This window comes from Rhodococcus sp. NJ-530, from assembly GCF_003860625.1.
In the GTDB taxonomy this organism is placed as follows: domain Bacteria; phylum Actinomycetota; class Actinomycetes; order Mycobacteriales; family Mycobacteriaceae; genus Rhodococcus_F; species Rhodococcus_F qingshengii.
This window is the reverse complement of the sequence record NZ_CP034152.1, coordinates 97,048-123,223: the sequence shown is the minus strand read 5'-3', so window position 1 is coordinate 123,223 and position 26,176 is coordinate 97,048. Positions and strand designations below refer to the sequence as shown.

Here is a 26,176-nt window from a genome sequence, read left to right as displayed (position 1 = left end):
TTCAGGCGTGGTGGGCCTCGCGTGCCGCCGTCTCGAGACGGTCGGTGTACTCGGCCCACCACGCCTCATCGCCGGGAGGCAGATTGTTGTCGCCCGCCTTCATCCCAGCGGCGCCGTCGATCAGCTCCCGCACGATGTCCGCGTGGCCGGCGTGCCGATGGATCTCGGTGACAACGTGAACGAGTATCCGGTGCAGTGTGACGTCGCGACGATCCTCCGGCCAGTGCTTCACGAAGCCGGGGGCGTCCAGATCGTGCTCCTCGATCGTGGCGTCGGCGAAAGCCCAGGTGCGGCGATAGGTTTCGACGATGTCGGCAGTGGACTCGTCGGGGCGGGCCCACATGTCGACGTTGAGTTCCTCCGAACGCAACCACGCGGGTAGATCGGGAACCCGACGGCCGAACGTCGGACCGAAATACCCGAGCTCGACGCCGATCATGTGTTTGACCAGACCCAACAAGTTGGTCCCTGTCCGGGTCATCGGGCGCCGAATGTCATACTCCGACAGCCCGTCGAGCTTCCAGACGAGCGCATCACGTGCTGCCTGCAGGTACCGCTGGAGATCTTCCTTTTCCGAGTTGGTGGTCATGAAACCAACCTAAACCGAGTGGAGCAGACATTGACAGCGGTCGAGGATCTGACCGAGGTTGCCTCCCGGGCCGTCGCCGCCGAGCGTGACGCCCGGTCGGTGCGCTGGCACAACCCGGCAGCCGTCCGCAAGGCTGCCGCGGCCGTCCGTGATTCGCTCGACGACGAACGATCAGCGCTGAGCCGACCGTCGTACAGCGGGTTGTCACCGTCGCCGCACATGGCGCGCCAACTCGAACTGATCACGACGTTGGAGCCGCCACTGCCCGCCGACGCCGGCATCGGCACCGCCGCGCAGGCCGAGGCCGACGCCGTCGCCGCGGTGACCACCGCACGGATAGCCTTGCGCGCCGCCCACCTTGCGGTTCTCGAAGCACGCGTCGCCGCGCTCGATGCCGGTGACACCGATACCGTCGCCGCCGCGATCCGCGGTTACGTCCCGCTGAACTCTGGCAACCCCGTCGTCCGCCACGTGCAGGATCTCGGCTCCCGGATCCGTGAGGAAGCACGGCACGTCGTGAGTGGTAAGCCTCGGTCGATCGCGTTTCGGCTGGGGCTGAGCCTCGGAATGGGCTTGGCGTACCTGGCATTCATTCGCCTCTTCCAGTGGGACACCAAGGAAGATCGACTGCCTTACCTTGCGCTGTATGCACTCTCGGGTGTGGTCGGAAGCGTCGTGTGCACCAATGCGCTCAGCTTCGACGCCGGCCGCGTGCGCGCTGCGTTGTCAGGTGGAACCAGGCTCTGGCACGTGCTCGTCGCGAAAAACGCGGTGATGCTGCTCCTCGTCGGCAGCGCCGGGTTCCTGCTCAGCGCCGTCCTCGCGTGGCGCTCCGGAAGCAGTGCTGACCTGGTGAAGGCGTGCGGCCAGGTGCTGACCATGATCCTGCTCTGGTTGGGGGTCGCGAACGTGATGTCGGTGAGCTTGCCGCTGCGGGCAGAACCGATGACGGCGCGGCGCCACGACGGCACGTGGAAGCAGTTCCTGCTGTCCTTCGTCATCTCGTACGGTGTCGGACTGATCGTCAATCTGATGCTCTACTGGCGCGTCTGGGCAAAGACGACGCTGCTCGAGCAGATGGGCGGTCCGTGGATTCCGGTCCTGCTGCTCCTCGCGAGCGCGGCCGCGACGTGGCTGTTGCTGACCGTGCTGGCCGTACTCCTGGCCGAGCAACCGCGCTTCCGTCGCGCCTTGCACCGGGAGATGGTGGTCTACCGCGAAGAAACCAACCACTTGCAGGCGACCATTCAGCACAATTCCGGCTAATGTAGCCGTGCGTGGCTGATCCGGGCACGTCGCGAGTACACGCAGTGTCGAGGAAGGCGTGACCCATCATGTCCGTAAAGCCTGGCGCGGCCGCCACAACGGCCGCCGTGAGCACCGCCTCCTGGCTACCACTCATCGTGGTGGTCCTCACCCAGATTCAGGCGTCGTTCGCCGTCAACGCCCTGACCGTCTCGATGGCCGGCATCACCACCGATCTCGACACGCCCGCAACAAGTGTCGGCACCGCGATCACCGCGGGCACCTTCGCCATGGCTGCCTTCATTCTGTTGGGGGCCAAGATCGGCGCCCGTTACGGAACGCGTCTGGTCTTCCAGATTGCCGTCGCGATTCACGGCCTAGCAATGGCCGCGGTCGCCCTGAGTCAGAGCCCGGCAATGCTGTTCGTGGCGCAAGCTGCATCCGGCGCCGTGATCGCCCTCATCGCTCCCGCATTGACGGTCTTCATCGCCACGAACTTCAGTGGCGATCAGCAGGCAAAGGCCATCGGTTACCTGGCAGCAGCAATCCCGGCGGCCGGTGTGCTGGCGCTGCTCATCGCCGGTTCCTTCGCGACGACGATCGGGTGGCGATACTCGTTCGCCCTCGTCGTGGCTCTCGCGGTGGTCAACCTGATCCTGAGCTTCCGGGTCAAACCTGTTCCCCCGCAGAAGGACATCACCATCGACTGGGCCGGCGCCGCCATTGCTGCCGTTGCCGTCATCCTGCTCAGCTTCGGTTTCAGCGGCCTGAACTCGTGGGGCGTCATCCTGGCCACCGACGCTGCGCCGTTCTCGGTCATCGGTGTTTCACCCGCGGCCATCCTGATCGTCCTCGGCACCATCTGCGCGCAGGGATTCTTCCAGTGGACGCGAAGCCGCAAGGCGCAGAACAAGCCTCAGCTCTTCAACCTCGACGTCCTCAAGGCCGGCGCCGAGCGCGCCACCACGATTTGCATGGCGACGATGATGTTCGTGGGAACCGCGGCCAACTTCCTCATTCCGCTGTACATGCAGATCATCCAGGGCCGCAGCAGCTTGCAGACGTCGTTCTCGATCATCCCGTACACACTTTCGATCTTCATCGCGAGCACCGTCGTCGCGCGTCTGTACAAGACGTACTCCCCGCGTCTGATCGCACGAGCCGGGTTCGTCGTCGTTGCCGCTGGACTCATCTTGTTGGCCTTCACCATTCGTGGCGACTGGCATCAGATCTTTGTCGTCATCGGACTGATCACCCTCGGCCTCGGGCAGGGCGCCATCGTTGCGCTGGTGTTCAACACCCTCCTCACCGCAGCTCCCAAGGAACTGGCCGGCGACGTCGGTGCCTGGCGGGGACTGGTACACAACATGTCCGGCAGCGTCGGCATCGCGGTGGCCAGCGTCTTCGCCGTCGGAATCCTTGGTTCCCTCGTCAGCTCGCAGCTGATCGACAACCCCACCATCCCGGCATCACTCAAGGTCGAGTCCGGGATCAATCTCGACCAGGTCAACTTCGTCCCCAACGATCAACTCGTCGTGACGCTCGAAAACACCTCGGCGACACAAGCACAGATCGACGAAGCCATCCGGATCAACACCGAAGCGCGCTTGCGCGCCCTGCGAACCTCGCTACTCGTCCTCGCCGGACTCTCCCTGCTCGCCATCATTCCGGCCGGCCGCATGCCCGACGAAGTACCTGCTCTGGAAGAACCGCAACCCACGAAGGCCAAGAAGTAACCGATGTCCAACCAAGACCAATTCGGTCCGATCGAATACGTTGCCGTCGAGTTTCCCGGCGGTGCACCGACCTCCGCAGGATTCGAGCAGCTGCTCACTCTCGTCGACTCCGGCGTGATCCGCATCCTCGACCTCGAGTTCGTCACCAAAGCCGCCGATGGATCAGTGGCCGTCGTACCGGCATCGACCTTCGAACTCGCAGATTTCGATCTGGCGCAGTTCGACGGCGCAGCCTCCGGACTGCTCGACGCCGGCGACATCGCCGCCGTTGGTGACGAGTTGGCCACCGGTAGTGTTGCCGCCGTGCTCGTTTACGAGGAACTGGCCATACTGCCGGTGATCGACGCGTGGACACGCAGCGGCGCAAAGATTGTCACCGAAGGTCACCTGAGCTTGGACGAACTTGCCACCGCACTCGACAACACCGCACCAGGCAATACGGAGAAGGACGCATGAGTTTCTTGAGGCGAGCCGGCCGGGTAGCCGTCGCAAGCTCCATTCACGGCAATGTTCAGCGCCGTCAGCGGACCCGTTGGGCCGCCGAAGATCAGGCTCGCGCAGCGCAGGCCCAGCCGGTGCCGCCGATTCCCGATCTACCACCCCTGCCACCGCAGGCAGCTCCGGCAGCATCGATGGACTTGAAGCTCGAACAGCTCACCAAGCTGGGCGAACTCAAGAATGCGGGAGTATTGACCGAGGCCGAGTTCGAGACCCAGAAGGCACGTATTCTCGCCTGACCTAGCTGCGCCTCCCGAGTGCAAAAGCCATGACGGGAAGCTGCGTCGTCGCGAGATTCAACAGAGATGCCACTCGCGCATCCGTGAATCCTGCGATGGCGCAGCCCGCAAGTCCCATCGCCTCGGTCACGAGGTACAGATTCTGAACCAGCACACCGGCATCCACGTGCATCGTGCGGTAGTGCCGCATCGCGTACTTCTCAAGTGGCGCTTCGACGTCGGCGACCACAAACAGAAGAACCGGGAACACGTCGACGAACTCGGGTTGGAGCAGGCTCGCTCGAAGGTGCTCTCGCACGTCGCCTGGCCGGACAGCTTCGGCACGGCCTCGGGCATATCGGTATACCCCGGCTCCGAGCTCGTCTCCGGGTCGGCTGAGAACAAACGACAGCGTCAGTTCGCGCATCCCGCCCGCCGTCGGGCTGCTGACAAGGCTGTGGTGCAACACGTTTGACAGCTCGCCTGCTCGGAGTACCGTCTGTGCGGGGTCGTAGCGGCTCCGTCGTGCCTGCAAGACGTCCGCGAACCCGCAGGCCGGCAGTGGCGTCGCGGCCGGCAGTTCCACGGATTCACACGTCACCGGCGGCAGTGCGTGCTCGTCGAACGGTAGCTCCGACGGACTCACCGTCCGGTCCAACACTGCATGCAGCGATACGACGGCCTCGATTCGCTCGAGTGCGGTCACGAACCCGGGTGCAGCAGGCGAGACACCTCGCCGGCCCCGTCGATCGAGACCAACTCGCCGGCGAACCACGCCTCCGGAACGGCAAAGATCGCATTCGACGCCGCGGCGGGGGTTCCGGCAAATGCCGTCCGCGCAGCATCCAGGGTGGATTCCCGAGCCGACTCGGTGGAGTAGACGACGAGGACAGCCTTCGGCGACTTCGCGAGCACCGATTCCGTGGCTACCTGGCCGAAGTACTTTCCGTCGGGAAGGTCGTTCTCGAAAAGATTGCTTCCCCCGGCGGCCTCGAGCACACTGCTGTAGAGGCCCCTGGCCAGAGCATAGGACTGTCCCTCCGAAACCTGAACCATCACAGTGGGAACCGGCTCCTGCCCGGCGACAGATGCCTCGGTTGCTGCGAGGGACTTCTTGCCGTCGGCCAGGAGGGTTGCTGCCGCGTCACTAGTTCCGGTCAAGGCGCCGAGACCGTCGAGGTCGGACCAGACGTCGTCGATCCGCCCCTCGGTGACGGCCTTGTGGCAGTAGCCGCTGTTCACGAAGATCGGGATGCCGAGGTCACGCAATTCGTCCATGGTCTGCAATCGGTCACCGTCGAACCAGTATTCCCCGTCGGAGACGATCAGATCCGGACGGGCGTCGAGCAATGCTTCTTTCGCGGGAACTCCGGTGCTCAGTACCGGCACGGCCGCGAACTGATCAGCGAGTTCGGGGCTGGGAGGAGAGAGGTCGGTATTCGATTGTCCGACAATGCGGTCGGCGGCGCCGAGCTGAATGAGAAGTTCCGTCATCGACGGATACAGCGAGACAATCCGCTCCACCGTCTTGGGCACCGTGACCTCGCGATCACAATTGGTGACGGTGATCTTCTCGGACGACGACGCCGCCGAATCCGCCGTGGAGTTTCCGCATGCGGTCAGTACTGCGGTGGCGGTAACGGCCGAGCACAACAGCGCGGCAGTACGTATCGAGGATTTCAAGACACTGCTTCTTTCGTGTGTAGGAGCGGAGGGGCGAACGAAAGCAGGGGGCGCCCGGTCAACGGATGAGTGCCGAGATGCACCTGAACCCCGAATACTTCGGACAGCAGGTCCTCGGTGAGGACCTCGGCCGTTGGTCCTGTCGCGACAACTACCCCGCCGGAGAGCAGACAGACGTAGTCGCAATACGCTGCGGCCAAGGCGAGTTCATGGATCGCGACAATCGTCGTGGTACCGAGTTCGGCGACCAATTCCATCAATTCGAGTTGAGCACGGATGTCGAGGTGGTTGGTGGGCTCGTCCAGGACCAGCAGCGACGGTTGTTGAGCGATCGCCCGGGCCAACATCACACGCTGCTTTTCTCCGCCGGACAGTTCGGCGAAGAGACGTGATCCAAAGCCCTGCATGCCGGTTCGCACCAGTGCTGCGCTGACGATGTCTCGGTCGATCTCACCGAGTCGAGAGAACGCGCTGTGATGCGGCGTCCGACCCGTTGCAACCACCTCGCGGACACTGAACGAGAAATCGGATGAATGCTCCTGCCCCACAACACCGATGATGCGTGCCGCCGATCGAGGCGAGAGATCGTCCCAAACATTCACCTCGTCCACCTTCACGATTCCGCTTCGAGGCTTCATCGAGCGATACAACGCGCGCAGGAGGGAGGACTTTCCACTGCCGTTCGGTCCGACGAGTCCGACCACGCTTCCCTCGGGCGCTTCGAGGTCTACACCCGAAACCACGAGGCGTCCGCCCCGAACGACGTGAATTCCGCTGGCCGACAATCTCATGACTGCGCACCGCCGTCCCGTCGAAGCAACCAGAGGAAGAACGGTGCACCCAATCCGGCGGTGATGATCCCGAGTGGTAATTCGTTGGGCGCATCCAACATCCGAGCCGCAAGATCGACGATCACCAGGAAGGTGGCACCAACCAACGCGGTCGCGGGGAGCAGCTTGCCGTGATCGGAACCGACCAGAAGTCGTACGGCGTGCGGCACGAGCAGCCCCACGAAACCGATTCCCCCGGCGACGGATACGACAACCGCGGTCAGCAACGACGCGATCACCAGTAGTAGCAACCTGGTACGGCGCACGTCCACGCCGACCGATTGCGCGCTCTCGTCTCCCATGGCCAACGCGTTGAGTTGGCGCGATTGTGTCAACAGAATTGCCGCGCAGACGGTGATCACCGCGGCGGGCACACCGAGATCCGACCAACTGGCCCCGCTCACCGAGCCCAGCAACCAGAAGAGCACTCCCGAAAGCTGACTCGGATCGGCGCGCAACTGCACAAAACTTGTTGCAGCCGAGAGCAGATAGCCGATGGCAACTCCGGCCAGGACCATGCGCAGCGGGACGAGCATTCCCTCTCGCCGACCCAGTACGAGAACCGCGATCAGGGAAACCATGGCCCCCAGGAAGGCTGCCACCGGAACACCGATCGACAGGCCGGTGCCGATGCCGGTCGTCATGATCAGTACTGCACCGAAGGATGCTCCGGAACCCACGCCCAGAATGTACGGATCGGCAATCGGGTTGCGCACCAACGCTTGCAGCACGGCGCCGGCCAGCGACAGCCCGGCGCCCGCCAATGCCGCAATCAGAATGCGCGGTACCCGCAATCCCCACACGATCCGATCGAGCAACGGGTCGACCGGCGGACCGCCGACGTGTGCGTACAACACCGCGAACACGTCGGCAAAGGACACCGACGCGGCACCCGACCACACCGCGACGGTGGAGACCGCGACAAGCACAACCGCCGTGGCCAACAGAAACGGGACGTACCCGCGCTCGCCGACGGGATGTGGACGCGACGGCACTCGTGGTGCTGCCTCGCTGGTCAGCGTCATCGCACTCCTGAGTCGGTGGGGTTCGCAGTCATGAACAGGTGGATCTAACCATAACGACAGTCGTTTTCATTAATAGTCACATGCTCATTTGTGCGGATAAGGGTCGGTCCGCAGCGCGCTCGCCCACGCGAAGAGCGCCCCGACCAGCGCAAAGATGCACGCAACGAGGTAGGCGGTGCCGATGTCCCAGCGTCCTGCGATTGCCCCGGCAATCAAGGCGCCGACCGGCGAACCACCCCAGGCGACCATCCTCGCCGTGGTGTTCACGCGCCCCTGCAGACGATCCGGAGTCAGGCGCTGACGTGCACCGATGCCATTGAGGATGGTGACGGTCGCACAGCCGGAGTAGACGACGAGCGCCGTGATCGCGGCGCCGGTGTTGCCGGTTGTCGCAACGACGAACAGCACCACCGGGGCGATGGTCAGCGCCCCGACAGTGATCGCCCCGACCGGCCACTGCGCCGGTAGGCGTGGAAGCACGAGCGCCCCGACCACTCCACCCACGGAGACGGCCGTCCACACGGCGCCGATCATCGGACTCGACGTCGAAATCCCAAGCCTCTCGGATGCGTACACCACCAGGAGCGCCGTAACCGCACCCTGCGTCAGGGAATTGACGAAGCCGACGCCGGTCAAGGCCCGCAGAAGCGGCGACCGCCAGAGGAAGCTGAGGCCCTCGCGTATGTCACGCGCAATTCCGGTTCCCGACTTCTTCGGCGCCGCAGGAGTAATCGAAAACGAGGCTCCGATCGAGGCCATGGCCAGCCCGGCCAGTACGTAAGCCAGTGCATCAGCACCCAATGCGTAGGCCGGGCCGATCGAGGCCACAAGCACGCCGGCTATCGCCGGAAAGACAACATCGATCAGCGTGCTGGACGTCCACAGCGCGCTGTTGGCCGCCGGTATCCTCTGCCGACCGACCAGAGCAGGCAGCGCTCCGAAAGCAGCGGCGTCGAACCACACGAAACACGTTCCGATGCACATCGATACGCCGACGGCATTCCACGCCGTCAATACGCCGAGTGCCTGCGCCGCCGGAATACTCGCCAAAGCAAGTGCAGCTACGGCCTGCGCACACAGGATGACCGTCCGCCGGTTGACTCGGTCTGCCACGGCGCCGGCGAACAAGCCGAACACGAGATACGGCAGAACCGTCCCCGCAGCCGCGAGCGAGGTGAGAAACGGAGACCGGCTGATGTCGAACACCAGGATCGGCATGGCCACTCCGGTGACCGCCGCACCGGCTACGGCAATCGTACGAGCCGTGAAGAACAATCGAAACGATCTGTCCCGAAAGACATGTGGTTGCGCTTCGACGGATCCCGTCGTCGGGGTCTCGCTCATGTATGCACTCTCTTGTACCTGTTGCTCTCCGTGGCGATCTTTCGTACGGTGGCATCGTAATGGAAATGGTTTCCATTACGGAAGGGATGACAATGAGCAACATTTCGTTCGACAGCGTCTCCAACTCGGCTCCGGCCAATGCACTCCAGGGCGTCGGCACCAACGCTCTCGTCGACAACCCGTTTACCTTCGAGCCGGTTGCCGAGGCAACGTCCGCACACGCCCTGCAGGGTGTGGGCACCAACGCCCTCGTCGACAACCCGTTCAGCTTCCAGAGCTGAAACCTCCCCTGATCCAGACTGTTTCGACAGTCTGATCTGCCGATGACCCCGCCCGCATCCGACTCGTCGGGTGCGGGCACCGACAAGGAGATCCGTGTACGCCCTCGCCGACGGACACCAGCTGTATCCGACCCCGGACGGTGTTTGGCATTACCTGACACCGGACGAGAACGCGGTCACGATCGGCGCGCCGGCCGAAGACCTCGCGGAACTCGACAACTTTCTCAGGCGCTCTGGTTCGGTGCTCGGCCCGGGAGCTATCGAGATCGCCGACGCCCTCGTCTCTCGCGGCGTGCTGGTTGTTCCGGGTCAAGCGCCGGAGATTCCGGGTCCACAGCGTGTGCTGATGGACGGGATCGGACCCGTTGCCGATGCTTGCATCGCCCTGCTCTCCAAGGCTCTTCCGCATCTCGAGGTCGTATCCACCACTGCGCCAATCGAAGACGACGTTGCGTCGTCGGACCTCGTACTGTCGGTTGCCGGTGCTCCTCCTCACGACGAGTGGTCGGAACTCGATACCTGGTGCCGCCGAAACCAAACACCGTGGCAACGCGTCCACGCGGAGCTGGGTGAGATCTGCATCGGACCCTTCTTCGGCGGTATCGGCAGCGCAAGCTACCGGGACGTCTGCGGTCGACGGCTTGCCGCGTCGCGCGTCCCGGATCATCTGCGGGCACTGTGGAATCACCTCGCCGGCAGCGAACCTCGCCCGCTCGAACTTGAACCCACCGCAGCCGCAATGGCCAGTGCGCTTGCATGTTCGGACGTCGTGGCTGGTGTACATGGCGCACCGCCATCACACATTCACCACCAGATCCGGATGAATCCGCGAACCCTCATGATGACTCGCCATCCCGTGCTACCTCTGCCGGGCGGCGTTCTCGAGCCTTCGCCGACGCTCCGGTGATCTCACTCGGAGTGAAGATCCCGGCGGCAGACGGTTCTTCGTTGGCTACGGATGTGCTTCTCCCACCGGATTCTTCACCGCGGGGACTGATCGTGATCCGCACCCCGTACGGGCGTGGATGGCATCTGGCGGAGGGGCTCGAATGGCGATCACGAGGAATTGCCTTCATCTGTCAGGACGTACGTGGACGGCACGATTCCACCGGATCTTGGGTACCGTACGTCCACGAGCGCGAGGACAGCGCCGCCCTTGCCGAGTGGCTGCAGGATCAGCCGTGGACACCGGAGTGCGTCATCGCAAGCGGGGCTTCGTATGCGGCCGGAACCGCCTGGGCATTTGCTGCCGAGACCAACAGCGCCGATCGGTCATTTCGTGTAGACGGCGTCGTCTCCAAGGTGCCGACCATCGGAAGCGACCGCGTCAAACGTGATCCCTCGGGATACTTCTCCTCGCCGAGCATCTGGCGTGGTGGGGCGAGCACGGAGATTCGTCTTCCTCTCGTGAGGGTTTCATCCCTGAACTGATGCGTTCGGATTCGTCTTTGCTGGAACATCTCCCGGTGCAGTCGATGATCGAGGAGGTCGGCCTGACCTCCGATTCACCGGGCTGGTTGACGCCGATCCTTCGCGCTCGTAAACGCGAAGACTTCGGTGGCGATGATCTGGTGTCCGCGGACGAACTCTCCGAACTCGACATCGCCGGGCTGCACATCGGCGGTTGGGACGATGCGATGATTCGGGAGACACTGCGGCACTTCACGTCCGTTGGGCGCGGGCCGCAGAGTTTGATCGTGGGCCCCTGGGCGCACGACCTCCGCCCTGGAATGGTCGGCGAGACAAGTTTCGGCCGCCTTCAGGTCGAGTGGATGGAATCGGTATTCGCTGCGCGGCCCCTGACCATCAATCGGGTATTCGACCGGGGTGTCGGCGAATGGTCGACCGAACCGTTTGTCACGGGTGCGAATCGCGTTCATCTCGAACCAGATCGGAAGGATGCGGCCTGCAGCTTCCTGTATGACGCCTCACGGGACCGAAACGACTGTGTTTTCTGGACTTTCGATATCAAGCACGACTCCGTACTCTCCGGAACACCATCGGTGGAGCTGAAAGTGTATTCACCCGAGGGCGAAGCCGATTGGATCGCCGAACTGAGCGTCGTCGATCCCGCTGGAGTTACCAGATCGATCGCACGGGGCGCGGGTGTCAGCCTGCAGCCGACGATGGTGACAATCGATCTGGATCCCGTGTTGCACACTGTGCGCGCGGGTGATGTCTTGACGCTGCGGATCGCCGGCTCGGACTTCCCACGACTCGCACTCAATCTCGGAGACGGTGATCGCTATCGAGGAACACGCAGTACCGCACTGCACCAATCATTTTCCGGGTCGTTGACCCTGCCGATACGCGGAGGAACTGCCGGTGGATGACTTGCTGGTCGACGACCGGAGCGGCGTGCTGACCTCACTGGAACCACACATTCGCTCGGACATGCCGACAGGCTGGGTCGGTTGGGCCGCGAGGGTGGCCGACACCAGAAACTTCGGCGGCAGCGGTTCACTGTTTCGCGCGGACCCTTACGGATTCGGGGCTTCGATACGCGACGATGCAGCAGCTCGCGGGGCGGCAACCGGTGAGGCCGTCGAAAGATATTGCGGCAACGTGGTCCCCGAGGATCTGGTCCGCAGCAGTGCGTCAGCGCTGGAACTGGCCGGCTCACGGGTCGTCGATCCCGCTGAATTTGCGTTGTACAGCGAGGATCAGTACCGCCTTCCCGGATTCCCCTTTGTTCCCTTCACCTCTGATCTGAACATTCGCTGGGCATTGGGTCACACCATGGACGAAAAGGTGCCCACCTACGTGCCTGCGGCCCTGACTTATCTCGGGTACTACACAGGCACCCGTCGCTGCGAGCCACCGATCGCGTCGTTGCAGTACGCCGGAATCGCAGCGGGACGCTCACGCGACGAGGCCGAGATGTCAGCTCTGCTGGAACTTCTCGAACGCGATGCCACCGCGCTGTGGTGGTGCGGGGACCGGTCACAGCCGGCGATCGAGCTTTCCGACTGGGAGCGGTTGCCTGCGCACCGCCAACTCGGGGATCTGGAGAGCCAGACCCGGAGCGTTCGAGTGCTGCTGCTTCCCTCCCCCTTCGGCATTCCCGTCGCCGCAGCGTGGATCCGCGATGACCGACGTGGACTGGTCGCGCTGGGCACAGCTTGTCGACCGACGGTGGAGGCGGCAGTCTCGAAGGCGCTTGTCGAGGCGTATGCCGTACTTGCCATCACGATCGACCTCGCCGACCCCGACGGGCCGACCTGGCGCAGCGTGGCGGACGGAACGCTGCCGGCGCACCTGTACAAACCCTTTCGGGCCGACCGTCGTTACCGGAACGAGTTCGATCCGCAATGGAAAGACGTCGTCGATCTGCCGACCGTCGCCCAACTTTATCTTGATCCCACGATGGCTCTGGCCGCAGAGGAACATCTCTTCGACTACACCGAAACACTTTCGGTATCAAAGATTCCCGACGAAGCGCCGTTGGATCTGGCTTCTCTCGTAGCGTTTCTGACGTCACGGGGACACCAGCCGATTTCCGTCGATCTCACCACCGGCGACATCTCGATTGCCGGGTTGCACGTCGTCCGCGTCCTGACTCCGGGCCTGTACAACAACGCCCCGGCAGCCTTTCCCCTTCTTGGAGGTAGCAGATTGACCAGCGCATCGACCACCCATCTGCATCTGCCGGTCCCCCTCGCATGACATCTTCGCTCGTCGACCGCCGAACTGGGATCATTCGAGAGCTGGTCGACGCCGTTGTTCCCCAGCACTTTCCGCCCGAGTTCAAGCTGATTCACTCGTATGTCAGTGATTCAGCACGCTTTTCACCCTGGTCCAGTGACTCGGCCGGCGCCGGATATTGCTTCGATCTGGGCAACCGTGCACGGCCTACCGCAGCTGCGATAGGCGAAGCGGTGGAACGATATTGCGGCAACATCGTCGCCAAACCGATCGTCCGCGGGTCGGCCGATGCCTTGATCGGAGCAAGCATCGACCTGTCACAACTCGCGCGTTTCGACGCCGCCCAGTACGCGCGGCCACAGTTCCCGTTCGTCGAACCAACCGACGATCTGGAGATGGACTGGACTCGCGGAGCCGACCTGATCACGGGTTCGGATATCTGGGTACCGGCCGAACTCGTCTGGGGTTCGTATCCTCATTTCGTCGCCCGGACGGGTCCGGCGATCTCTCCGGTAGCTCAGGCGGGTCTCGCCGCCGGACCCTCGGTGAAGTTCGCAATCGACAATGCCTTGCGCGAGATAGTCGAACGAGACGCGATGACGCTGTCCTGGACCGGGCGGCGTGGTGTTCGGGTCGTCACCGGCATGCCCGAGGCGCTTCTTCGACTGGGCAATCACGACAGCCTCTCGACCAGGTGGATTTCATTCGAGAGTGATTTTGAGATCCCCGTCCTGGGCGCCCTGGTTTGCGACCGACTGACCGGATACTCGACCATGGGTACCGCTTGCCACGAAGACGCCCAGACCGCTGCGTTCAAGTCACTCGGCGAAGCGCTTCAGCTGCAGCTGCTTTCCGCCGACTACGACAACCCGCAGAGCGGCATCGGTCGAGCCGCGGCCTCCCCGACCAGTCCGCTTGCGCCTTGGCGAGCTGACCGAAGCTATGCAGGCGCCTACCGATCGGATTTTGCCGACGTGATGGACTACGGATGCCACTTGCAACTTCACCTGGACCCGGAGATCCAAGCACGATTCGAGAGTGAGCTGGTCGGTGCCGTCGTCGGCGAGGTGGGACTCGACTCTCTGACATCAGCCGCCGGCACCGAAAGCGCTCTGACGGCAGCCGGTTTCCGGCCGGCATGGGTCGATCTCACCACAACTGATGTTCTCCACGCCGGCCTGCACGTCGTCCGCGTCGTCGTACCCGGTTGTCTCACCAATGCGGCCGCCGGATTGCCGTTTCTCGGCTCGCCCCGACTAGTGGACAGTCTTGCCGGACGATCGGCTCGCACCATCCCATTGCCGCACTGACAGTTCGGGAACCGCCGCTTGCAACGACTCGGTGGTTTCCACCGCGTGGAACCACGTCGGCTTCGAGATCGCGGCATCCCGAATCACCTGCACGGCGCGCGCGGCGATAGCTGCCGTCGCGACCGACTGGCTACGCCCCGAAACCCACAGCGCCGGGCCGGTATCCGCTCGGGCCATCGCTACCCAACGATCCGAGCCCCACAGCTTCTTCGGCACGACCTTCTGTAGCGCGGGTGCCCACGTCATGGCCGCAAGTCCGAGCGTCGCGGTGGACGTGTCCAATCGCAGGTACGTCCTGACCGGAACACCGAGGTCTCGCGTCAACGCATGCTGGTCCGAAAAGTCGGCCCGCACAGCAGGACCGGTGCGGTAGCCGGTCGCATCGGCCGGTATTCGAAACGTCTTCATCCCGGTGTAGTTGCGAATCGATCGTCCGTCGGGATCAGGAAACCTCGTGCCCAACATTCCGTACGTCCACGCCGTCGCGGCCGGTCCGTGTAGTTCTCCGCCGCCGAGGCCGATCACGATGTCCACGGGTCCCCCGCCGAGTCGATGCGCCTCGACGGCAAGGACACTGGTCAATCCCGGCGCCAATCCGACGCCCATCAGGACGGGTCCGTCGACCGCTTCCAGTTCTTCGCAGTAGTTCGAGGTTGCCGTGACGTCGACGAATGCCGCCCCACCGCGTACCGCTTCGTCGGCCAGGCGAACATCCTCGAAACCCGAGGCATTCACCACGACATCGAAGTCTCGAACCACAGTCGAATACGCGCCTGGTTCTTTAAGATCAACGACGACGTCCGCGCGGGCAGGGTCACGGCCGGCGGAGTACGCGGAGATTTCGGGGACCTTCGCGAGTTGTTTCATCAGGGGAATCCCGACGGCACCGTAGCCACCGAGTACAAGAACCTTCGTCATTACTTCGCCTCCCGAGTCGCTAGAGTTCGACTCTAGAGTTAGACTCTAGTCATGACTGAGGTTCTTCGGGAAGACACGTCGGCGCGGCGCAAGATCATCGAGGCAGCGCGTGAGGTTTTTGTCGATCCCGGCTACGCGGCCGCCACGATCAAGCAGCTTGCCGCGGCGGCGGGCGTGTCGGTGCAGAGTGTCTATTTTGTGTTCGGCAACAAGCCGAGCGTGCTGTCAGCACTGCTCGACGTGGCCGTTGCGGGCGACGAGGAAAAGACGGCAACTCTCGACCGTCCGTGGGTGGCGGCAGCACTCGGCGCCCCACATCCACTCGGGCAACTCCGGATTCAGGTTCACCACGGACGGCTCATTCTGGAACGCACCGCAGATATCCTCCTGGCACTGCGGGCCGCCGCTTCCGCCGACGAGGACGCCGCCCGTCTGTGGCAAATCAACCGCACTCAGCGACGCACTGTGCAGGAACATCTGATGGTCGGCATCGTCGAAAAAGCGCCAACCGTCGACCTCGAAACAGCTGTGAACGTCGCACTCACGCTGCTCAGTCCCGAGACCTATACAGACCTCGTGGTCGGCGCGGGTTGGACCGGCCAACAGTACGAAGAATGGGTGGTCAACACCCTTGCCGCCACCCTCGGCCTGGACCGAACCGTCAAATCCCGGAAGTAGCTGGGATTACTTGGTGGGCTTGTCGTCGATGTGCCGTGGGTTGTTCCACAGGCGCTCCGTCAGATCGTGGAGGACGGCAAGGGTGATCGTGTCGTCGTCCCGTCGGAGCAGAGACTGGCTGACCGTCGCGCGCACCAACGTGGAGTCGGAGTGCACGAACTCCTTGACCGAGCCCGGCTCGGAACTCAGTTCACGATGGGCCTGCTCTGCACTGACGTCGTCGGCATCCTTGTCGTAGAGGATGTCCTGCAAACGCAACGCCGAGACGGCCTTCTTGGGATATCCCAGCATGTCAGCGAAAGACGGGTTGGCAAAAACGATGCTGCCATCGCGGTGAACGGCCATGACCGGCACCGGAAGCCTGTCGAGGAGAATCAGGGCAGGCATCTGCTCCAGATCCGCAATCGGCGATTGTGGCGGCTGCGCAACGTTGCGGCGGCGTTCCATAACACGTCCTCTCAAGTTGCCCGAGTCGACAACAGTCTAACTGCCCAGCAAATCGCGGGTTGACTTCCCGCCCGGATGCAGTGACGAATGCCCGAATCGTGCCCGCCTGAGTCACGCCGCGAGCGCCTCCTGATCCTCCGCCAAGGAACCGTCAACAACACGATAGACAGTATCCATCCGAGACAGGTGACTTCGGTCGTGTGTCACGAGAAGGGTTGCCGCCTCGCGTTCCCGCACCACCCCGATGATCAGATCCATGACAGCGGCACCGCGCTCCTGATCGAGCGCACTCGTGGGCTCGTCGACCACGAGAAGCTGCGGATCGTTCATCAATGCTCGCGCGAGATTGACGCGCTGTCGCTGCCCTCCCGACAGCTGGGACGGCCGTTTTCCGCTCTGATCCGCGAGCCCGACAGCGTCCAGCAAATCCATCGCTTTTGATTTCACGGCCTTGCGACGGGCCCGTGACGTGAACACGGACTGCCCCAGATGCGCCATCACCTCGAGCTGCTCCAGTGCAGTCAGCGAAGACACGAGGTTCGACTGTTGGAAGACGATGCCGATCGACGAGCGTCGCAGCTCCGACGCCGCCCGCCGACTCAGCGCAGCGATGTCGGTGCTGCCTTCCGGCGTCCGGAGATAGACGTGCCCGGAATCCGGACGGATCAGCGTCGACGCCACCGCCAACAGGCTGGACTTACCCGAACCCGAAGGCCCGGTGATCGCGGCGATCTCGCCGCGGTGCAGTCGCAGAGACACGTCGTCCAGCGCCGTCACCCGCGATTGCCCATCGGGAAACGTCAGATCGACGTTCTGGATGTCGAGAACTGTGGTGCCGGTTGTCATGGTCATCGTGCGCTCCCCAATGCTGTGAGTGGATCGGTGGTCGAGAGGAATCGAAGTGCAAAGGCCGCGCCGAGCAGACCGAGCCCGATCAATGCCACGGCAGGTACGACGGTGGTGGATGCGTCCAGGACAAACGGCATGGCGTCACCGATCAGCGATCCGGCCACGGCCGTCAGCCCGATTCCGACGGTGACACCGGCAATCAGAACGATGAGCGCCTGACCCAGTGCGTCGCGCACCAGCGAACCGGTAGTCGCACCGAGCGCTTTCAGCGTCGCGATGTCCGGAGTTCGCTGGATCGTCCACACCGTGAAGAACGCACCGATCACCAGGGCTGAGATCGCGAACAACATGAGCGTCATCAACGTCAACGACCCGTTCTCCGACTTGTACGAACCGATCGCGTCGAGCGAACCGCTGACCGTCGTCGACGTCGTCGCAGCCGCCTTGTCCGTTGCGGAAGCGTCAGAGGCTCCGGTGACAGCCAGTACTGTCGCAACTCCGCCGCGTGGATTGGCCGCCTGCCAGTCGTCGAGCGTCATCCAGACGACGGGCGAATGGCTGTACCAGTCGTCACCGCGAACGGCGCTGACGGTGAACTGCTTCGTACCGACGCTCACCTGATCGCCGGCGCCCGCCCCCAGTTCGCGGGCGGCACCTTCGCTCAACACCACAGTGCCTGACGCCGACGGCGTCACGTCACCGAAACCGCCATCAGCGCCGAACAGGGCCACCGACTTCTGATTTCCGTCGGCCAATCCCGCTTTCCCGCGACCGATTCCGATGGGATCGACGTCCTTCGACGTGGAGGTCCAAGCGTTGACCTGGTCCTGCGTGAGCGCCGACTCGTCGAACGACGCCCCGGCTCCGGTGTCGGCGAACACCACCGTGTCGGCATTCATGGCCTCGATGGCCGACACGTTCTGATGGCGAAGTCCTGCAGTCAACCCGCTGAGAAAACTGACCAGAAGTGCAACCAACAGAACCACGACGGAGATCAGCGCGAAACGACCTCGCGCTGCCCGTAAGTCCCTCATTGCGACAAACACTGTGAATTCCTTTCCTGTGCTTGCCTCTACGCTCTCGCGGATGCAGACTCTTTCCATCGCACCTCGGATCGACATTCCAGCGCTCGAAAGAACCATCCCGGTTTACAACTTTTGATGGATGAACCAGGCCCGAACCTCGCTAAGCTGGGCGAGATGCACCGATCTCCGCTCACGCCTGTCTTCGCCGGCCTACAACTGGGCCTGCATGTCCTTGTCATGGCGCTGGCCGGTGTGGTGTTTCTTCGAGCGCTGATCGACGAATCCGACCTGACCGCAACAATCATCGCGTTGGCCGTGATCTTTGTTGCCGTCTATCTTTTCGGGGTCGCCAAAAGGCTGCGCGGCAACGCTGCCCGCTGGTGGCTGGCCGTGCTGACCCTCGTCTGGATCGCGACGATGGCGGTATCCGCCGACGCCGCCTACCTCGCGTTCGGACTCTTCTTCCTCTATCTCCATATTCTGCGACGCCCCTGGAGTCTTCTCGCCGTCACCGCGGCAACGGCTGTCGCCGTGATCGGCACCGGATTGCATCGCGGGTGGACGGTGGCCGGCGCCGTCGGCCCGATCATCGGCGCCGCCGTAGCCGTTGCTATCGGTCTCGGATATCAAGCTCTGTACCGCGAGGCAGCCGAGCGCGGTCGTCTCATCGACGAGTTGATGAATACTCGTGAAGAATTGGCGTCGACGTCTCGCGATGCCGGAAAATTCGCGGAACGTGAAAGACTCGCCGCCGAGATTCACGACACCGTGGCCCAGGGACTTTCGAGCATCCAGATGCTCCTTCACGCTGCCGAACGCGCCGATCCGGACAGCCCGGCCATCCGTCAGATCAGCCTCGCACGGGAAACTGCCGCGGACAGTCTTGCCGAAACCCGCCAACTCATAGCCGAATTGACGCCCGCGGCCTTGGACGGTCAGTCGCTCGCCGACGCGCTTCGTCGAATCTGCGAACGCGCGAGCAGTCCTGAACTGGAAGCGCGCTCCGTGGTCGAAGGCGAGGCAGTGCGGCTGCCGATGCCCCTCGAAGCAACATTGGTACGCATCGCTCAGGGCGCGGTGTCCAATGTTCTCCGCCATGCCGATGCAACCAGAATGGCTGTGACACTGACCTATTCCGATGACACCGTCAGCCTCGACGTGGTCGACAACGGTCGCGGTTTCGACGTGGCAGTTCTCGAACGTGGCCCGGCGGAATCTTTCGGCCTCAATGCAATTCGCCGACGCGTCGAACTGCAGGGCGGGACTTTCTCCATCGAGTCCGAGCCGGGACACACGGCCGTCGCAGTGACGTTTCCTCTCGAAGTCGGCGAACCGTGATCCGCCTGCTGCTCGCCGACGATCACGCGATCGTGCGCGCCGGGTTACGAGCGCTGCTCGAAAGCGAAGCCGACATCGAGGTAGTCGGCGAAGCGGGCACCGCCGAGGAAGCCATAGCCTTCTGCGCCACCACGCCGGTCGACCTCGTGCTCATGGACCTGCGATTCGGCCCCGGGAAGACGGGCGTCGACGCCACCCGCGCGGTGTGCGCGCTGCCGAATCCGCCGCACGTACTCGTCGTGACCAACTACGACACGGATGCAGACATCTTGAGCGCTGTCGAGGCCGGGGCCAGCGGGTACTTACTCAAGGACACACCACCGGTCGAGTTGCTGTCAGCCGTCCGTGCCGCTGCGAGCGGGGACAGCGTTCTCTCCCCCGCCATCGCGTCGAAGCTCATGACTCGGGTACGCAAACCCGAAACCAGCCTCAGCCCAAGGGAAATCGAAGTTCTGAAGTTGGTGGCGGCGGGTCGCTCCAACCGAGAGATCGGCAAAGAACTGTTCCTGAGTGAGACCACGGTCAAATCGCATCTGGTTCACATCTTCGGCAAGTTGGGAGTGAAGTCGCGGACGTCGGCGGTAGCTCGTGCGCGGGAGCTGGGTTCGATCTGACATTTGCCCGAATTGTCGAAAGTAGCTGGACAGCAGCAATTTTCGCTCGCAATTCTATTGTGTTCGAAACTTTGTTCGATTAGACTTTGGGCATGGACAGTCGGGAAGCGTGGCAGCTGGATGGCGAGGGCCTCAAGAGTGAGGTTCTCGATCTGGTGCGTGTCCGGCACGAGTTGCAGTCGCGGTTGGTGTTGCTGATCGTGGAGATGTTTTCCCGGGAGGTTCTCGGTGGGAAGGGTTTTCGGGCGATCGCGCAGTGGTTGCACGGGTCGACGAATTTGGAGATCGGTGAGTGCAGTCTGTTGGTCGGGTTGGCGCGGTTGTTGATGCTCGAACCTGTTGTCGCGGATGCGTTTCATCGTGGTGAGGTTGATGCGTTGAAAGCCCGTCAGGTGGCGTCGTTTTGTCAGCATCCGCCGAAGAACATGACCCTGGCGGATGTGGACAAGGCCCGCGGGATCCTGCTTGGCCTGGCGTCGAAGAACATCGCCGATTGTGATGCGGTGCGGGCGGCGATCCGGCGGATCGAGAAGCAGTACGGCAAACGCGAGGACGGGGTTCCGTTCGGTGAGGATTCCGAACGTAACGAGTTCTACGCGTCGAAAGGCCTGTACGGGCGCGTGTCGGTGAAGGGCGACCTGGATGCTGTGAACGGGGCCCGGTTGATCACGTTGCTGTCGAGCCTGTCTGCTCCGACACCGGAGAAGGACGGCGTCAAAGACACCCGCACCCCGGCGCTACGGCGGGCGGACGGGTTTTGCGAGTTGTTGCGGCGGTACGAGCGGGCGGGGTTGGGTCCGATCGAGGGCGGGGTGAAACCGCACATCACGGTGACTGCGTCGGCGAAAGACATGACCGACCTCAAAGCAATGAAGGATATGTTGCCGTCGACTCAGGAACTGGGTTTCGCGTGGACGGATTGGGTGGGCCCGATCAGTATCGACACTGCCCGGATGTTGGCCTGCGATTGCACGGTCACGCGAATTTTGTTGGATGAGAATGGTGTTCCGCTCGACTGCGGTAAGGAAGCGCGAACAGCGACGGTGCCGCAGCGGCGAGCGTTGGCGGTTCGTGATGGCGGGTGTGCGTTTCCCGGGTGCGGAACTCCGTCGGGGTGGTGCGATGCCCATCATATTGTTCACTGGAACGATGGTGGCCCAACAGATCTCGACAACCTGATCTTGTTGTGCGGTCATCATCATCGGACGCTGCATCACACGGAGTGGCGGGTGGAGATCGGACCGGATCGGAAATCGGTGTTCTATCCACCGATGTCGGTTGATCCGTATCAGCATCCGATCGGCGGGAACAGCCCACCGACAGCGGCGTGAACCGACATAACTGAAAAGGCCAGCGTGTGCACCGGGGAAGAATCATGCCCCGGGGCATACGCTGGCCTTTTCGGCTGCGCTCGATGTCCGTCTTGCGACAGCATCTGTCTCCACTTCGACACGCCGGACCCATAGGGTCGAGGCATGTCTTTCTGCGAACCCGCCCGCGTTGTCACCGTCACGTCCCTGACCCCGCACATGCGGCGAATCAGCATCGAGGCAGAAGGCGACTGGCACTGGCCGACCGGCGGACAAGGCGACGAGCGCATCGACCTCGCGTTCCCGAAACCCGGTGAAACAGAAGCAGAATACGACTACTTCAACAATCCCGACTACGGCAAGGCCGATCTCGGAACCGAGCCACCGTGGCGGCACTACACCGTGCGCAAGGTGCACGACGGCGGCCGACGTCTGGAAATCGACTTCGTCGTGCACCCTGGCGGTATTGCAGCGGATTGGGCCCTGCGGGCCGAACCAGGTCACCTACTAGGCGTCTTCTGGTCGGACAGTTCGCGGTCCCACTACCAAGCACCGGCGGGTCCTCGCTGGCAGCTGCTGGTCGCAGACGCCACGGGTCTCCCCGGACTGGGCAGGATTGTCGAAGAACTTCGTGAAGGCGATGTCGCACAGGCGATCATCGAGGTCGAAACCGAAGAGGATCGACAGGAATTTGTCACTCGCGGCGACGTCACGTACACGTGGCTCGTGGGGAGTGGCCTCGGAAAGGCGCCGAGCGCGCTGTTCGAAGCTGTGGAGAAGGTCGAGTTTCCCGAATCCGAAACGGCCGACGTCTACGCGTGGGTGGCGTGCGAAAGCGCAACCAGCCGTCGTATTCGCAAGCACCTGAGGGAAGTTCGAGGAATTGCTCGCGACAAGCACAATGTTGTCGGGTACTGGCGAGAGGGCGCCGACGGCCACGTTTCCGGCATGAACAGCGAGGAAGTCACCGTCGGCGCCTGAGCGCCGTGATCACTCTGCCGGCAGCGTGTCGGTAGATTCTGTGTGAGCCTGCTGCGCGTCAGCCGACTTTTCCGCCAGCATCTCGAACAGTGCTCGCCGTGCCTCGGCGAGAATTGCCTCGGCCTTGGCTACCTGCTCAGCGGTCCCACCTGCGGCTACCGCGACAGCGGCACCTCGGAGTAGGCCCATCGCGGGACGGAGCGCTGCGCCGGCTTCACCGAAACCCGGCCGACCGTGTCCGCGCTGGTCAAGTCGACCGCGCCGGCCTTCGGGGCGTCCTTCTGCTCGGTCTTCGAAGCGACCCTCGGGTCGCTCGCCCTCGAATCCTCGACGGAAACCGTGTCCACGATGCGGGCCTCGGCGGCCATGCTCGCGACGTTCTTGCATTTCTGGGTTGTTGTGTGGGGCGTACATGTTGTCCTCCTGGACTGTCTGTGTTTGTTTGACGTATCGACGATATATCGACAATAGATCGAACGCAAGGGTTCGTAGAATAATTCCCGCACCCTCGTCCGGATACGCTGAAGCCGTGAACACGGATCTACAAGCCCAGGCCGCGGACGTCCTACGCCGCCTCGCACTCGACGAATCCCTGAAAGAACGCACCATGGCGGACGCCGCGACGGCAGCACTCGCACGGAAAGTCGCCGCTCGCTACATCGGCGGCGAAACCATCGACGACGCTTTCGACCGACTCCCCTCGATCTTCGCGCGAGGACACAAGGCGAGCATCGAATACACCGGGGAAAGCGTCCGGGATCCCGAACTCGCGAACGCCGAAACCGATGTGTTCGTGGAATTGGCGGAACGGATCGGAACGTCGGGCGTCGACAGCACCGTGTCGTTCGACCTCTCGCACATCGGCTTGGTCATCGATCCGGAGCAGTGCTTTCGCAATGTCGTGCGCCTGGCCGAGACCACGGAACGCGCAGGTGCCGAGCTGATCATCTCTGCCGAGGCGTCCGACCGCACCGACCTGGTCCTCGACATGCACGCGCGACTGGCCGAGCGGTTCACTCACGTGGGGATCACCGTTCAGGCCCGACTGCACCGCACGGCAAAGGATCTCGCCGCTCTGCTGAACCGACCCGGTCGCATCCGTCTCGTGAAGGGCGCCTTCCTCGAAGCCGAGTCCGTCGCCTACCCACGCGGTAGTGCCGAACTGCGCAGCGCGTATCTCGACTACGCAGCCCGGATCGTCAACTCGGGTCACCAGGTCTCCATCGCGACACATGACCGCGACATCCTCGAAGCACTACGCGCCGAGCATGATTCGAAGCTCAGAGGCGAGCACGTCGAGTTCGAGATGCTGCTCGGCCTCGGCACCGAGCAACTGGACGCACTCCGAGGAGCAGGCTTCACCACACGCGAATACGTCATCTTCGGAACACAGTGGTGGCTGTACGTACTCAATCGCATCGCCGAAGAACCGGAGCGTGTCTACACCGCGCTCATCGACGCTGCGCTCATCAGCACTGCAAACTAGATCTCCAACAACAGAAGTGGGGCCGCACTCGAATCGAGTGCAGCCCCACTTGTGTCAGTTTCTAGCTCTCCAGAAACGCCTTGATGCGCGCCAGGGTGGTTTCCATTCCGGTCTGCATCAGCTGATCTCGACCCCGACCGAGTAGGCCGCTACCCGACATCATGCGCACGTAAAGCGCTGGCGTCGCATAGATCTCACGAGTCTCGGTAAGCACGGTGCCCGTTCCCGAAGGCTCGAGCACAAAGGTCCACCGCGCTTTCGGCTCGTCCGATTCGAAGGAGAACCTCCGGCAGTCGACCACGTCGACCACCGTGCAGTGCGTGCTCCACCGAATCAGACCATGCTTGTTGGTGCCCTTGAACTTTGCACCCACAGTGCCCGGAGTTCCGGAAGTCCATGTTCCACCGGTGTTTTCAGGACTGAAGCGACCCATACCTTCGATGTCGCTGACAACCTTCCACACCGATACCGGCGTTGCCTCGATGTACGCGCTGGCGGTTTCCACCCGTTACCGGCCCGGAACCCAGGACATGATCTTGATGGCGTGAGGCATGAGCTTTGCCCACACCTTGGCCGGAAGTCCGCGCGGTCCACCGAGATTCATGACGCGAGTGGTGGCAACGGTCTGCGGTTCGGTGTACTTGATCAGCCCCTCGGCGCCGTGACGACGACCGACGCCCGAGACACCCATGCCACCCATCGGTGCTGCGGTGCTGCCCCAGGTGGGTGCGTAACCCTCGTCGACGTTGACAGTGCCGGCGTGGATGCGCGCTGCGATGGCTTCGCCGGCAGCCTTGCTTCCCGCCCACACACTGGCGTTGAGGCCGTACTCGGTGTCGTTGGCCGCAGCGATGGCCTCTTCGACGTCCTTGACGGGGTAAATCGAGACGAGCGGCCCGAAGGTCTCGTCGCGGTAGCACTCGGCGTCTTCGGGAACCCCAGTGAGCAGGGTGGGCTCGTAGAACAGCGGTCCGATGTCCGGCCGAGCCTTGCCACCGGCAATGACGGTGGCGCCCTTGACCACTGCGTCGTCGACATGAGCGGAGATTGCCTTGACCTGCGCCTCGGAGACGAGGCTGCCCATCTCGATTCCGAATTCGTATCCGGCGGCGAGGTTCATCTTCTTGACGCGGTCACCGAACATACGGATGAACTCGGGTGCGATGGACTCTTCGACGTAGATGCGCTCGATGGAGATGCACAGCTGACCGGAGTTGGAGAAGCACGCACGCACAGCGGCGTCGGTGACCTCGCGCAGGTCTGCGCCGGCGGCGACGATCATCGGGTTCTTGCCACCGAGTTCGGCGGAGAAGCCGATCAGTCGACGGCCTGCCTGCTCGGCGAGGAGCTGACCGGTCGCGGTGGAACCGGTGAACATGAGGTAGTCGGTGTTCTCGACCAGGGCGGTGCCGACGACGGAGCCCGGCCCGGGAACCACGGCGAAGAGGTCGCGAGGCAGACCCGCCTTGTAGAGCAGTTCGACGCAGGCGAGCGCGCAGTACGGCGTCTGGCTGTCCGGCTTGAGGACAACGGCGTTACCGGCGAGCAGCGCGGCGATGGCGTCGGACACGGCCAGCGTCATCGGGTAGTTCCACGGCGAGATGACGCCGACGACACCCTTGGGCTGGTAGCGGACGACGGTCTTCGTCAGGCCCGGGAGCATGCCGGAGACGCGACGCGGACGCAGCAGCTTCGGAGCCACACGTGCGTAGTGCCGCGACGTCATCGAGATGTCGAGGACTTCTTCCTGAGCTGCGGTACGCGACTTTCCGGTCTCGGCCTGAGCCATGTCCATGAGGGCGTCGCGGTTCTCGAGGATGAGATCGCGGTAGCGGTGGAAGACGGCAGCGCGGTCGAGGACGGAACGCTTGGCCCATTCCTTCTGGGCGACGCGGGCACGGGCGATGGCCGCAAGTGCGTCGTCGGCGGTGCCGACGGGGATGGTCGCCAGCTCCTTGCCGGTGAACACCTCGGTGATGGACTTCGTCGGGCGATCGGCAACATTGTCGATGGCGATCAGATCGGCGAGCCGCGAGAAGGTCGCAGCGGACGGAGCAGGCATTTCAGTACCCCTACTGGTGAGTAGTTCTTGGAGTTACACACAACTTACCCCGTCGGTGGTACCG

Annotated in this window: 29 protein-coding genes; 16 read left to right on the top strand and 13 right to left on the bottom strand. The window is 63.2% G+C overall.

Annotated elements, in window-relative coordinates; genetic code table 11:
• Nucleotide 1 precedes the first annotated feature (1 nt).
• Nucleotides 2-589: a DinB family protein gene (locus EHW12_RS00565; RefSeq protein ID WP_125050159.1), complete on the bottom strand. Its 588-nt coding sequence runs from the start codon at nucleotides 587-589 to the stop codon at nucleotides 2-4.
• 18 nt (nucleotides 590-607) lie between these two features.
• On the opposite strand from EHW12_RS00565, the gene EHW12_RS00560 reads away from it, so the two are divergent.
• The 4 genes from EHW12_RS00560 to EHW12_RS00545 all read left to right on the top strand — a co-directional run bounded on the left by EHW12_RS00560 (nucleotide 608) and on the right by EHW12_RS00545 (nucleotide 4,307).
• Nucleotides 608-1,855 (top strand): hypothetical protein, encoded by a 1,248-nt coding sequence (locus EHW12_RS00560; protein WP_125050158.1) that lies wholly within the window; start codon nucleotides 608-610, stop codon nucleotides 1,853-1,855.
• A gap of 68 nt (nucleotides 1,856-1,923) precedes the next feature.
• Nucleotides 1,924-3,570 carry an MFS transporter gene (locus tag EHW12_RS00555; protein ID WP_125050157.1) on the top strand — a complete coding sequence of 549 codons (1,647 nt, stop codon included), beginning with the start codon at nucleotides 1,924-1,926 and terminating at the stop codon, nucleotides 3,568-3,570.
• 3 nt (nucleotides 3,571-3,573) lie between these two features.
• Nucleotides 3,574-4,026, top strand: coding sequence for a DUF6325 family protein (locus EHW12_RS00550; RefSeq protein ID WP_007735911.1), 453 nt, complete (start codon nucleotides 3,574-3,576; stop codon nucleotides 4,024-4,026).
• Nucleotides 4,023-4,307 carry an SHOCT domain-containing protein gene (locus EHW12_RS00545; protein WP_007735909.1) on the top strand — a complete coding sequence of 95 codons (285 nt, stop codon included), beginning with the start codon at nucleotides 4,023-4,025 and terminating at the stop codon, nucleotides 4,305-4,307. Before EHW12_RS00550 ends, EHW12_RS00545 begins: the two co-directional genes overlap by 4 nt.
• A 1-nt stretch (nucleotide 4,308) precedes the next feature.
• On the opposite strand, the gene EHW12_RS00540 is transcribed toward EHW12_RS00545, so the two are convergent.
• From EHW12_RS00540 to EHW12_RS00520, 5 genes are all read right to left on the bottom strand, one after another.
• On the bottom strand, nucleotides 4,309-4,992 hold the full coding sequence (locus tag EHW12_RS00540) for a SagB family peptide dehydrogenase (RefSeq protein ID WP_042920627.1): 684 nt from the start codon (nucleotides 4,990-4,992) through the stop codon (nucleotides 4,309-4,311).
• Nucleotides 4,989-5,969 carry an ABC transporter substrate-binding protein gene (locus tag EHW12_RS00535; RefSeq protein WP_064113842.1) on the bottom strand — a complete coding sequence of 327 codons (981 nt, stop codon included), beginning with the start codon at nucleotides 5,967-5,969 and terminating at the stop codon, nucleotides 4,989-4,991. The genes EHW12_RS00540 and EHW12_RS00535 overlap by 4 nt, the downstream gene beginning before the upstream one ends.
• Nucleotides 5,966-6,760 carry an ABC transporter ATP-binding protein gene (locus tag EHW12_RS00530; protein WP_042920629.1) on the bottom strand — a complete coding sequence of 265 codons (795 nt, stop codon included), beginning with the start codon at nucleotides 6,758-6,760 and terminating at the stop codon, nucleotides 5,966-5,968. Before EHW12_RS00530 ends, EHW12_RS00535 begins: the two co-directional genes overlap by 4 nt.
• Nucleotides 6,757-7,824, bottom strand: coding sequence for an iron ABC transporter permease (locus EHW12_RS00525; protein WP_042920630.1), 1,068 nt, complete (start codon nucleotides 7,822-7,824; stop codon nucleotides 6,757-6,759). The genes EHW12_RS00530 and EHW12_RS00525 overlap by 4 nt, the downstream gene beginning before the upstream one ends.
• Nucleotides 7,825-7,908: 84 nt before the next feature.
• Nucleotides 7,909-9,168: an MFS transporter gene (locus tag EHW12_RS00520; protein ID WP_125050156.1), complete on the bottom strand. Its 1,260-nt coding sequence runs from the start codon at nucleotides 9,166-9,168 to the stop codon at nucleotides 7,909-7,911.
• A gap of 92 nt (nucleotides 9,169-9,260) precedes the next feature.
• Here EHW12_RS00520 and EHW12_RS00515 point away from each other — a divergent pair, with 92 nt between their 5' ends.
• From EHW12_RS00515 to EHW12_RS00495, 6 genes are all read left to right on the top strand, one after another.
• Entirely contained in the window at nucleotides 9,261-9,449 is a 189-nt protein-coding gene (locus EHW12_RS00515) for a streptamidine-related RiPP repeat protein (RefSeq protein WP_003943543.1), read from the top strand.
• A 94-nt stretch (nucleotides 9,450-9,543) separates the two neighbouring features.
• The gene (locus EHW12_RS00510; protein ID WP_125050155.1) at nucleotides 9,544-10,356 is read left to right on the top strand and encodes a hypothetical protein; all 813 of its coding nucleotides are present in this window, start codon (nucleotides 9,544-9,546) and stop codon (nucleotides 10,354-10,356) included.
• On the top strand, nucleotides 10,353-10,880 hold the full coding sequence (locus EHW12_RS35040; protein WP_241199082.1) for a CocE/NonD family hydrolase: 528 nt from the start codon (nucleotides 10,353-10,355) through the stop codon (nucleotides 10,878-10,880). The genes EHW12_RS00510 and EHW12_RS35040 overlap by 4 nt, the downstream gene beginning before the upstream one ends.
• Nucleotides 10,880-11,782 (top strand): CocE/NonD family hydrolase C-terminal non-catalytic domain-containing protein, encoded by a 903-nt coding sequence (locus EHW12_RS35035; RefSeq protein WP_241199081.1) that lies wholly within the window; start codon nucleotides 10,880-10,882, stop codon nucleotides 11,780-11,782. Before EHW12_RS35040 ends, EHW12_RS35035 begins: the two co-directional genes overlap by 1 nt.
• Entirely contained in the window at nucleotides 11,775-13,115 is a 1,341-nt protein-coding gene (locus tag EHW12_RS00500) for a YcaO-like family protein (RefSeq protein ID WP_030535882.1), read from the top strand. The genes EHW12_RS35035 and EHW12_RS00500 overlap by 8 nt, the downstream gene beginning before the upstream one ends.
• Nucleotides 13,112-14,404, top strand: a complete 1,293-nt coding sequence (locus EHW12_RS00495) for a YcaO-like family protein (RefSeq protein ID WP_030535883.1) — start codon at nucleotides 13,112-13,114, stop codon at nucleotides 14,402-14,404. Before EHW12_RS00500 ends, EHW12_RS00495 begins: the two co-directional genes overlap by 4 nt.
• On the opposite strand, the gene EHW12_RS00490 is transcribed toward EHW12_RS00495, so the two are convergent.
• Nucleotides 14,351-15,322: a sugar nucleotide-binding protein gene (locus tag EHW12_RS00490; protein WP_164490542.1), complete on the bottom strand. Its 972-nt coding sequence runs from the start codon at nucleotides 15,320-15,322 to the stop codon at nucleotides 14,351-14,353. The two genes, EHW12_RS00495 and EHW12_RS00490, sit on opposite strands and share 54 nt — an antisense overlap.
• Before the next feature lie 51 nt (nucleotides 15,323-15,373).
• On the opposite strand from EHW12_RS00490, the gene EHW12_RS00485 reads away from it, so the two are divergent.
• Complete coding sequence (locus EHW12_RS00485; protein WP_003943606.1) at nucleotides 15,374-16,000, top strand: TetR/AcrR family transcriptional regulator; 627 nt, start codon at nucleotides 15,374-15,376, stop codon at nucleotides 15,998-16,000.
• Between the two features lie 6 nt (nucleotides 16,001-16,006).
• Here the strand turns inward: EHW12_RS00485 and EHW12_RS00480 are convergent, their stop codons facing one another.
• The 3 genes from EHW12_RS00480 to EHW12_RS00470 form a co-directional block, all read right to left on the bottom strand.
• Entirely contained in the window at nucleotides 16,007-16,447 is a 441-nt protein-coding gene (locus EHW12_RS00480) for a PAS domain-containing protein (RefSeq protein ID WP_003943598.1), read from the bottom strand.
• A 111-nt stretch (nucleotides 16,448-16,558) separates the two neighbouring features.
• Complete coding sequence (locus EHW12_RS00475; protein WP_003943539.1) at nucleotides 16,559-17,299, bottom strand: ABC transporter ATP-binding protein; 741 nt, start codon at nucleotides 17,297-17,299, stop codon at nucleotides 16,559-16,561.
• Nucleotides 17,296-18,342: an ABC transporter permease gene (locus EHW12_RS00470; protein ID WP_042920776.1), complete on the bottom strand. Its 1,047-nt coding sequence runs from the start codon at nucleotides 18,340-18,342 to the stop codon at nucleotides 17,296-17,298. Before EHW12_RS00470 ends, EHW12_RS00475 begins: the two co-directional genes overlap by 4 nt.
• 114 nt (nucleotides 18,343-18,456) lie before the next feature.
• On the opposite strand from EHW12_RS00470, the gene EHW12_RS00465 reads away from it, so the two are divergent.
• From EHW12_RS00465 to EHW12_RS00450, 4 genes are all read left to right on the top strand, one after another.
• Nucleotides 18,457-19,659: a sensor histidine kinase gene (locus EHW12_RS00465; protein ID WP_125050154.1), complete on the top strand. Its 1,203-nt coding sequence runs from the start codon at nucleotides 18,457-18,459 to the stop codon at nucleotides 19,657-19,659.
• Complete coding sequence (locus EHW12_RS00460; protein ID WP_003943536.1) at nucleotides 19,656-20,273, top strand: response regulator transcription factor; 618 nt, start codon at nucleotides 19,656-19,658, stop codon at nucleotides 20,271-20,273. Before EHW12_RS00465 ends, EHW12_RS00460 begins: the two co-directional genes overlap by 4 nt.
• Before the next feature lie 92 nt (nucleotides 20,274-20,365).
• Nucleotides 20,366-21,604 (top strand): HNH endonuclease signature motif containing protein, encoded by a 1,239-nt coding sequence (locus EHW12_RS00455; RefSeq protein ID WP_125050153.1) that lies wholly within the window; start codon nucleotides 20,366-20,368, stop codon nucleotides 21,602-21,604.
• A gap of 144 nt (nucleotides 21,605-21,748) precedes the next feature.
• Nucleotides 21,749-22,564: a siderophore-interacting protein gene (locus tag EHW12_RS00450; RefSeq protein ID WP_064073632.1), complete on the top strand. Its 816-nt coding sequence runs from the start codon at nucleotides 21,749-21,751 to the stop codon at nucleotides 22,562-22,564.
• A gap of 9 nt (nucleotides 22,565-22,573) precedes the next feature.
• On the opposite strand, the gene EHW12_RS35030 is transcribed toward EHW12_RS00450, so the two are convergent.
• Nucleotides 22,574-22,978 carry a hypothetical protein gene (locus tag EHW12_RS35030; RefSeq protein WP_231782786.1) on the bottom strand — a complete coding sequence of 135 codons (405 nt, stop codon included), beginning with the start codon at nucleotides 22,976-22,978 and terminating at the stop codon, nucleotides 22,574-22,576.
• A gap of 115 nt (nucleotides 22,979-23,093) precedes the next feature.
• On the opposite strand from EHW12_RS35030, the gene EHW12_RS00435 reads away from it, so the two are divergent.
• Complete coding sequence (locus tag EHW12_RS00435; protein ID WP_125050152.1) at nucleotides 23,094-24,050, top strand: proline dehydrogenase family protein; 957 nt, start codon at nucleotides 23,094-23,096, stop codon at nucleotides 24,048-24,050.
• 61 nt (nucleotides 24,051-24,111) lie between these two features.
• Here the strand turns inward: EHW12_RS00435 and EHW12_RS00430 are convergent, their stop codons facing one another.
• Nucleotides 24,112-24,555, bottom strand: a complete 444-nt coding sequence (locus EHW12_RS00430; protein WP_003943564.1) for an SRPBCC family protein — start codon at nucleotides 24,553-24,555, stop codon at nucleotides 24,112-24,114.
• Between the two features lie 3 nt (nucleotides 24,556-24,558).
• Nucleotides 24,559-26,112, bottom strand: coding sequence for a succinic semialdehyde dehydrogenase (locus tag EHW12_RS00425; protein WP_003943578.1), 1,554 nt, complete (start codon nucleotides 26,110-26,112; stop codon nucleotides 24,559-24,561).
• Nucleotides 26,113-26,176 lie beyond the last annotated feature (64 nt).

Coding starts and splice junctions, on each gene's coding strand:
- EHW12_RS00565 (WP_125050159.1), bottom strand. CDS start 589: ATGACCACCAACTCGGAAAAGGAAGATCTCCAGCGGTACCTGCAGGCA.
- EHW12_RS00555 (WP_125050157.1), top strand. CDS start 1,924: ATGTCCGTAAAGCCTGGCGCGGCCGCCACAACGGCCGCCGTGAGCACC.
- EHW12_RS00550 (WP_007735911.1), top strand. CDS start 3,574: ATGTCCAACCAAGACCAATTCGGTCCGATCGAATACGTTGCCGTCGAG.
- EHW12_RS00545 (WP_007735909.1), top strand. CDS start 4,023: ATGAGTTTCTTGAGGCGAGCCGGCCGGGTAGCCGTCGCAAGCTCCATT.
- EHW12_RS00530 (WP_042920629.1), bottom strand. CDS start 6,760: ATGAGATTGTCGGCCAGCGGAATTCACGTCGTTCGGGGCGGACGCCTC.
- EHW12_RS00525 (WP_042920630.1), bottom strand. CDS start 7,824: ATGACGCTGACCAGCGAGGCAGCACCACGAGTGCCGTCGCGTCCACAT.
- EHW12_RS00520 (WP_125050156.1), bottom strand. CDS start 9,168: ATGAGCGAGACCCCGACGACGGGATCCGTCGAAGCGCAACCACATGTC.
- EHW12_RS00515 (WP_003943543.1), top strand. CDS start 9,261: ATGAGCAACATTTCGTTCGACAGCGTCTCCAACTCGGCTCCGGCCAAT.
- EHW12_RS35035 (WP_241199081.1), top strand. CDS start 10,880: ATGCGTTCGGATTCGTCTTTGCTGGAACATCTCCCGGTGCAGTCGATG.
- EHW12_RS00495 (WP_030535883.1), top strand. CDS start 13,112: ATGACATCTTCGCTCGTCGACCGCCGAACTGGGATCATTCGAGAGCTG.
- EHW12_RS00490 (WP_164490542.1), bottom strand. CDS start 15,322: ATGACGAAGGTTCTTGTACTCGGTGGCTACGGTGCCGTCGGGATTCCC.
- EHW12_RS00485 (WP_003943606.1), top strand. CDS start 15,374: ATGACTGAGGTTCTTCGGGAAGACACGTCGGCGCGGCGCAAGATCATC.
- EHW12_RS00480 (WP_003943598.1), bottom strand. CDS start 16,447: ATGGAACGCCGCCGCAACGTTGCGCAGCCGCCACAATCGCCGATTGCG.
- EHW12_RS00475 (WP_003943539.1), bottom strand. CDS start 17,299: ATGACCATGACAACCGGCACCACAGTTCTCGACATCCAGAACGTCGAT.
- EHW12_RS00465 (WP_125050154.1), top strand. CDS start 18,457: ATGGATGAACCAGGCCCGAACCTCGCTAAGCTGGGCGAGATGCACCGA.
- EHW12_RS00455 (WP_125050153.1), top strand. CDS start 20,366: ATGGACAGTCGGGAAGCGTGGCAGCTGGATGGCGAGGGCCTCAAGAGT.
- EHW12_RS00450 (WP_064073632.1), top strand. CDS start 21,749: ATGTCTTTCTGCGAACCCGCCCGCGTTGTCACCGTCACGTCCCTGACC.
- EHW12_RS35030 (WP_231782786.1), bottom strand. CDS start 22,978: ATGTACGCCCCACACAACAACCCAGAAATGCAAGAACGTCGCGAGCAT.
- EHW12_RS00425 (WP_003943578.1), bottom strand. CDS start 26,112: ATGCCTGCTCCGTCCGCTGCGACCTTCTCGCGGCTCGCCGATCTGATC.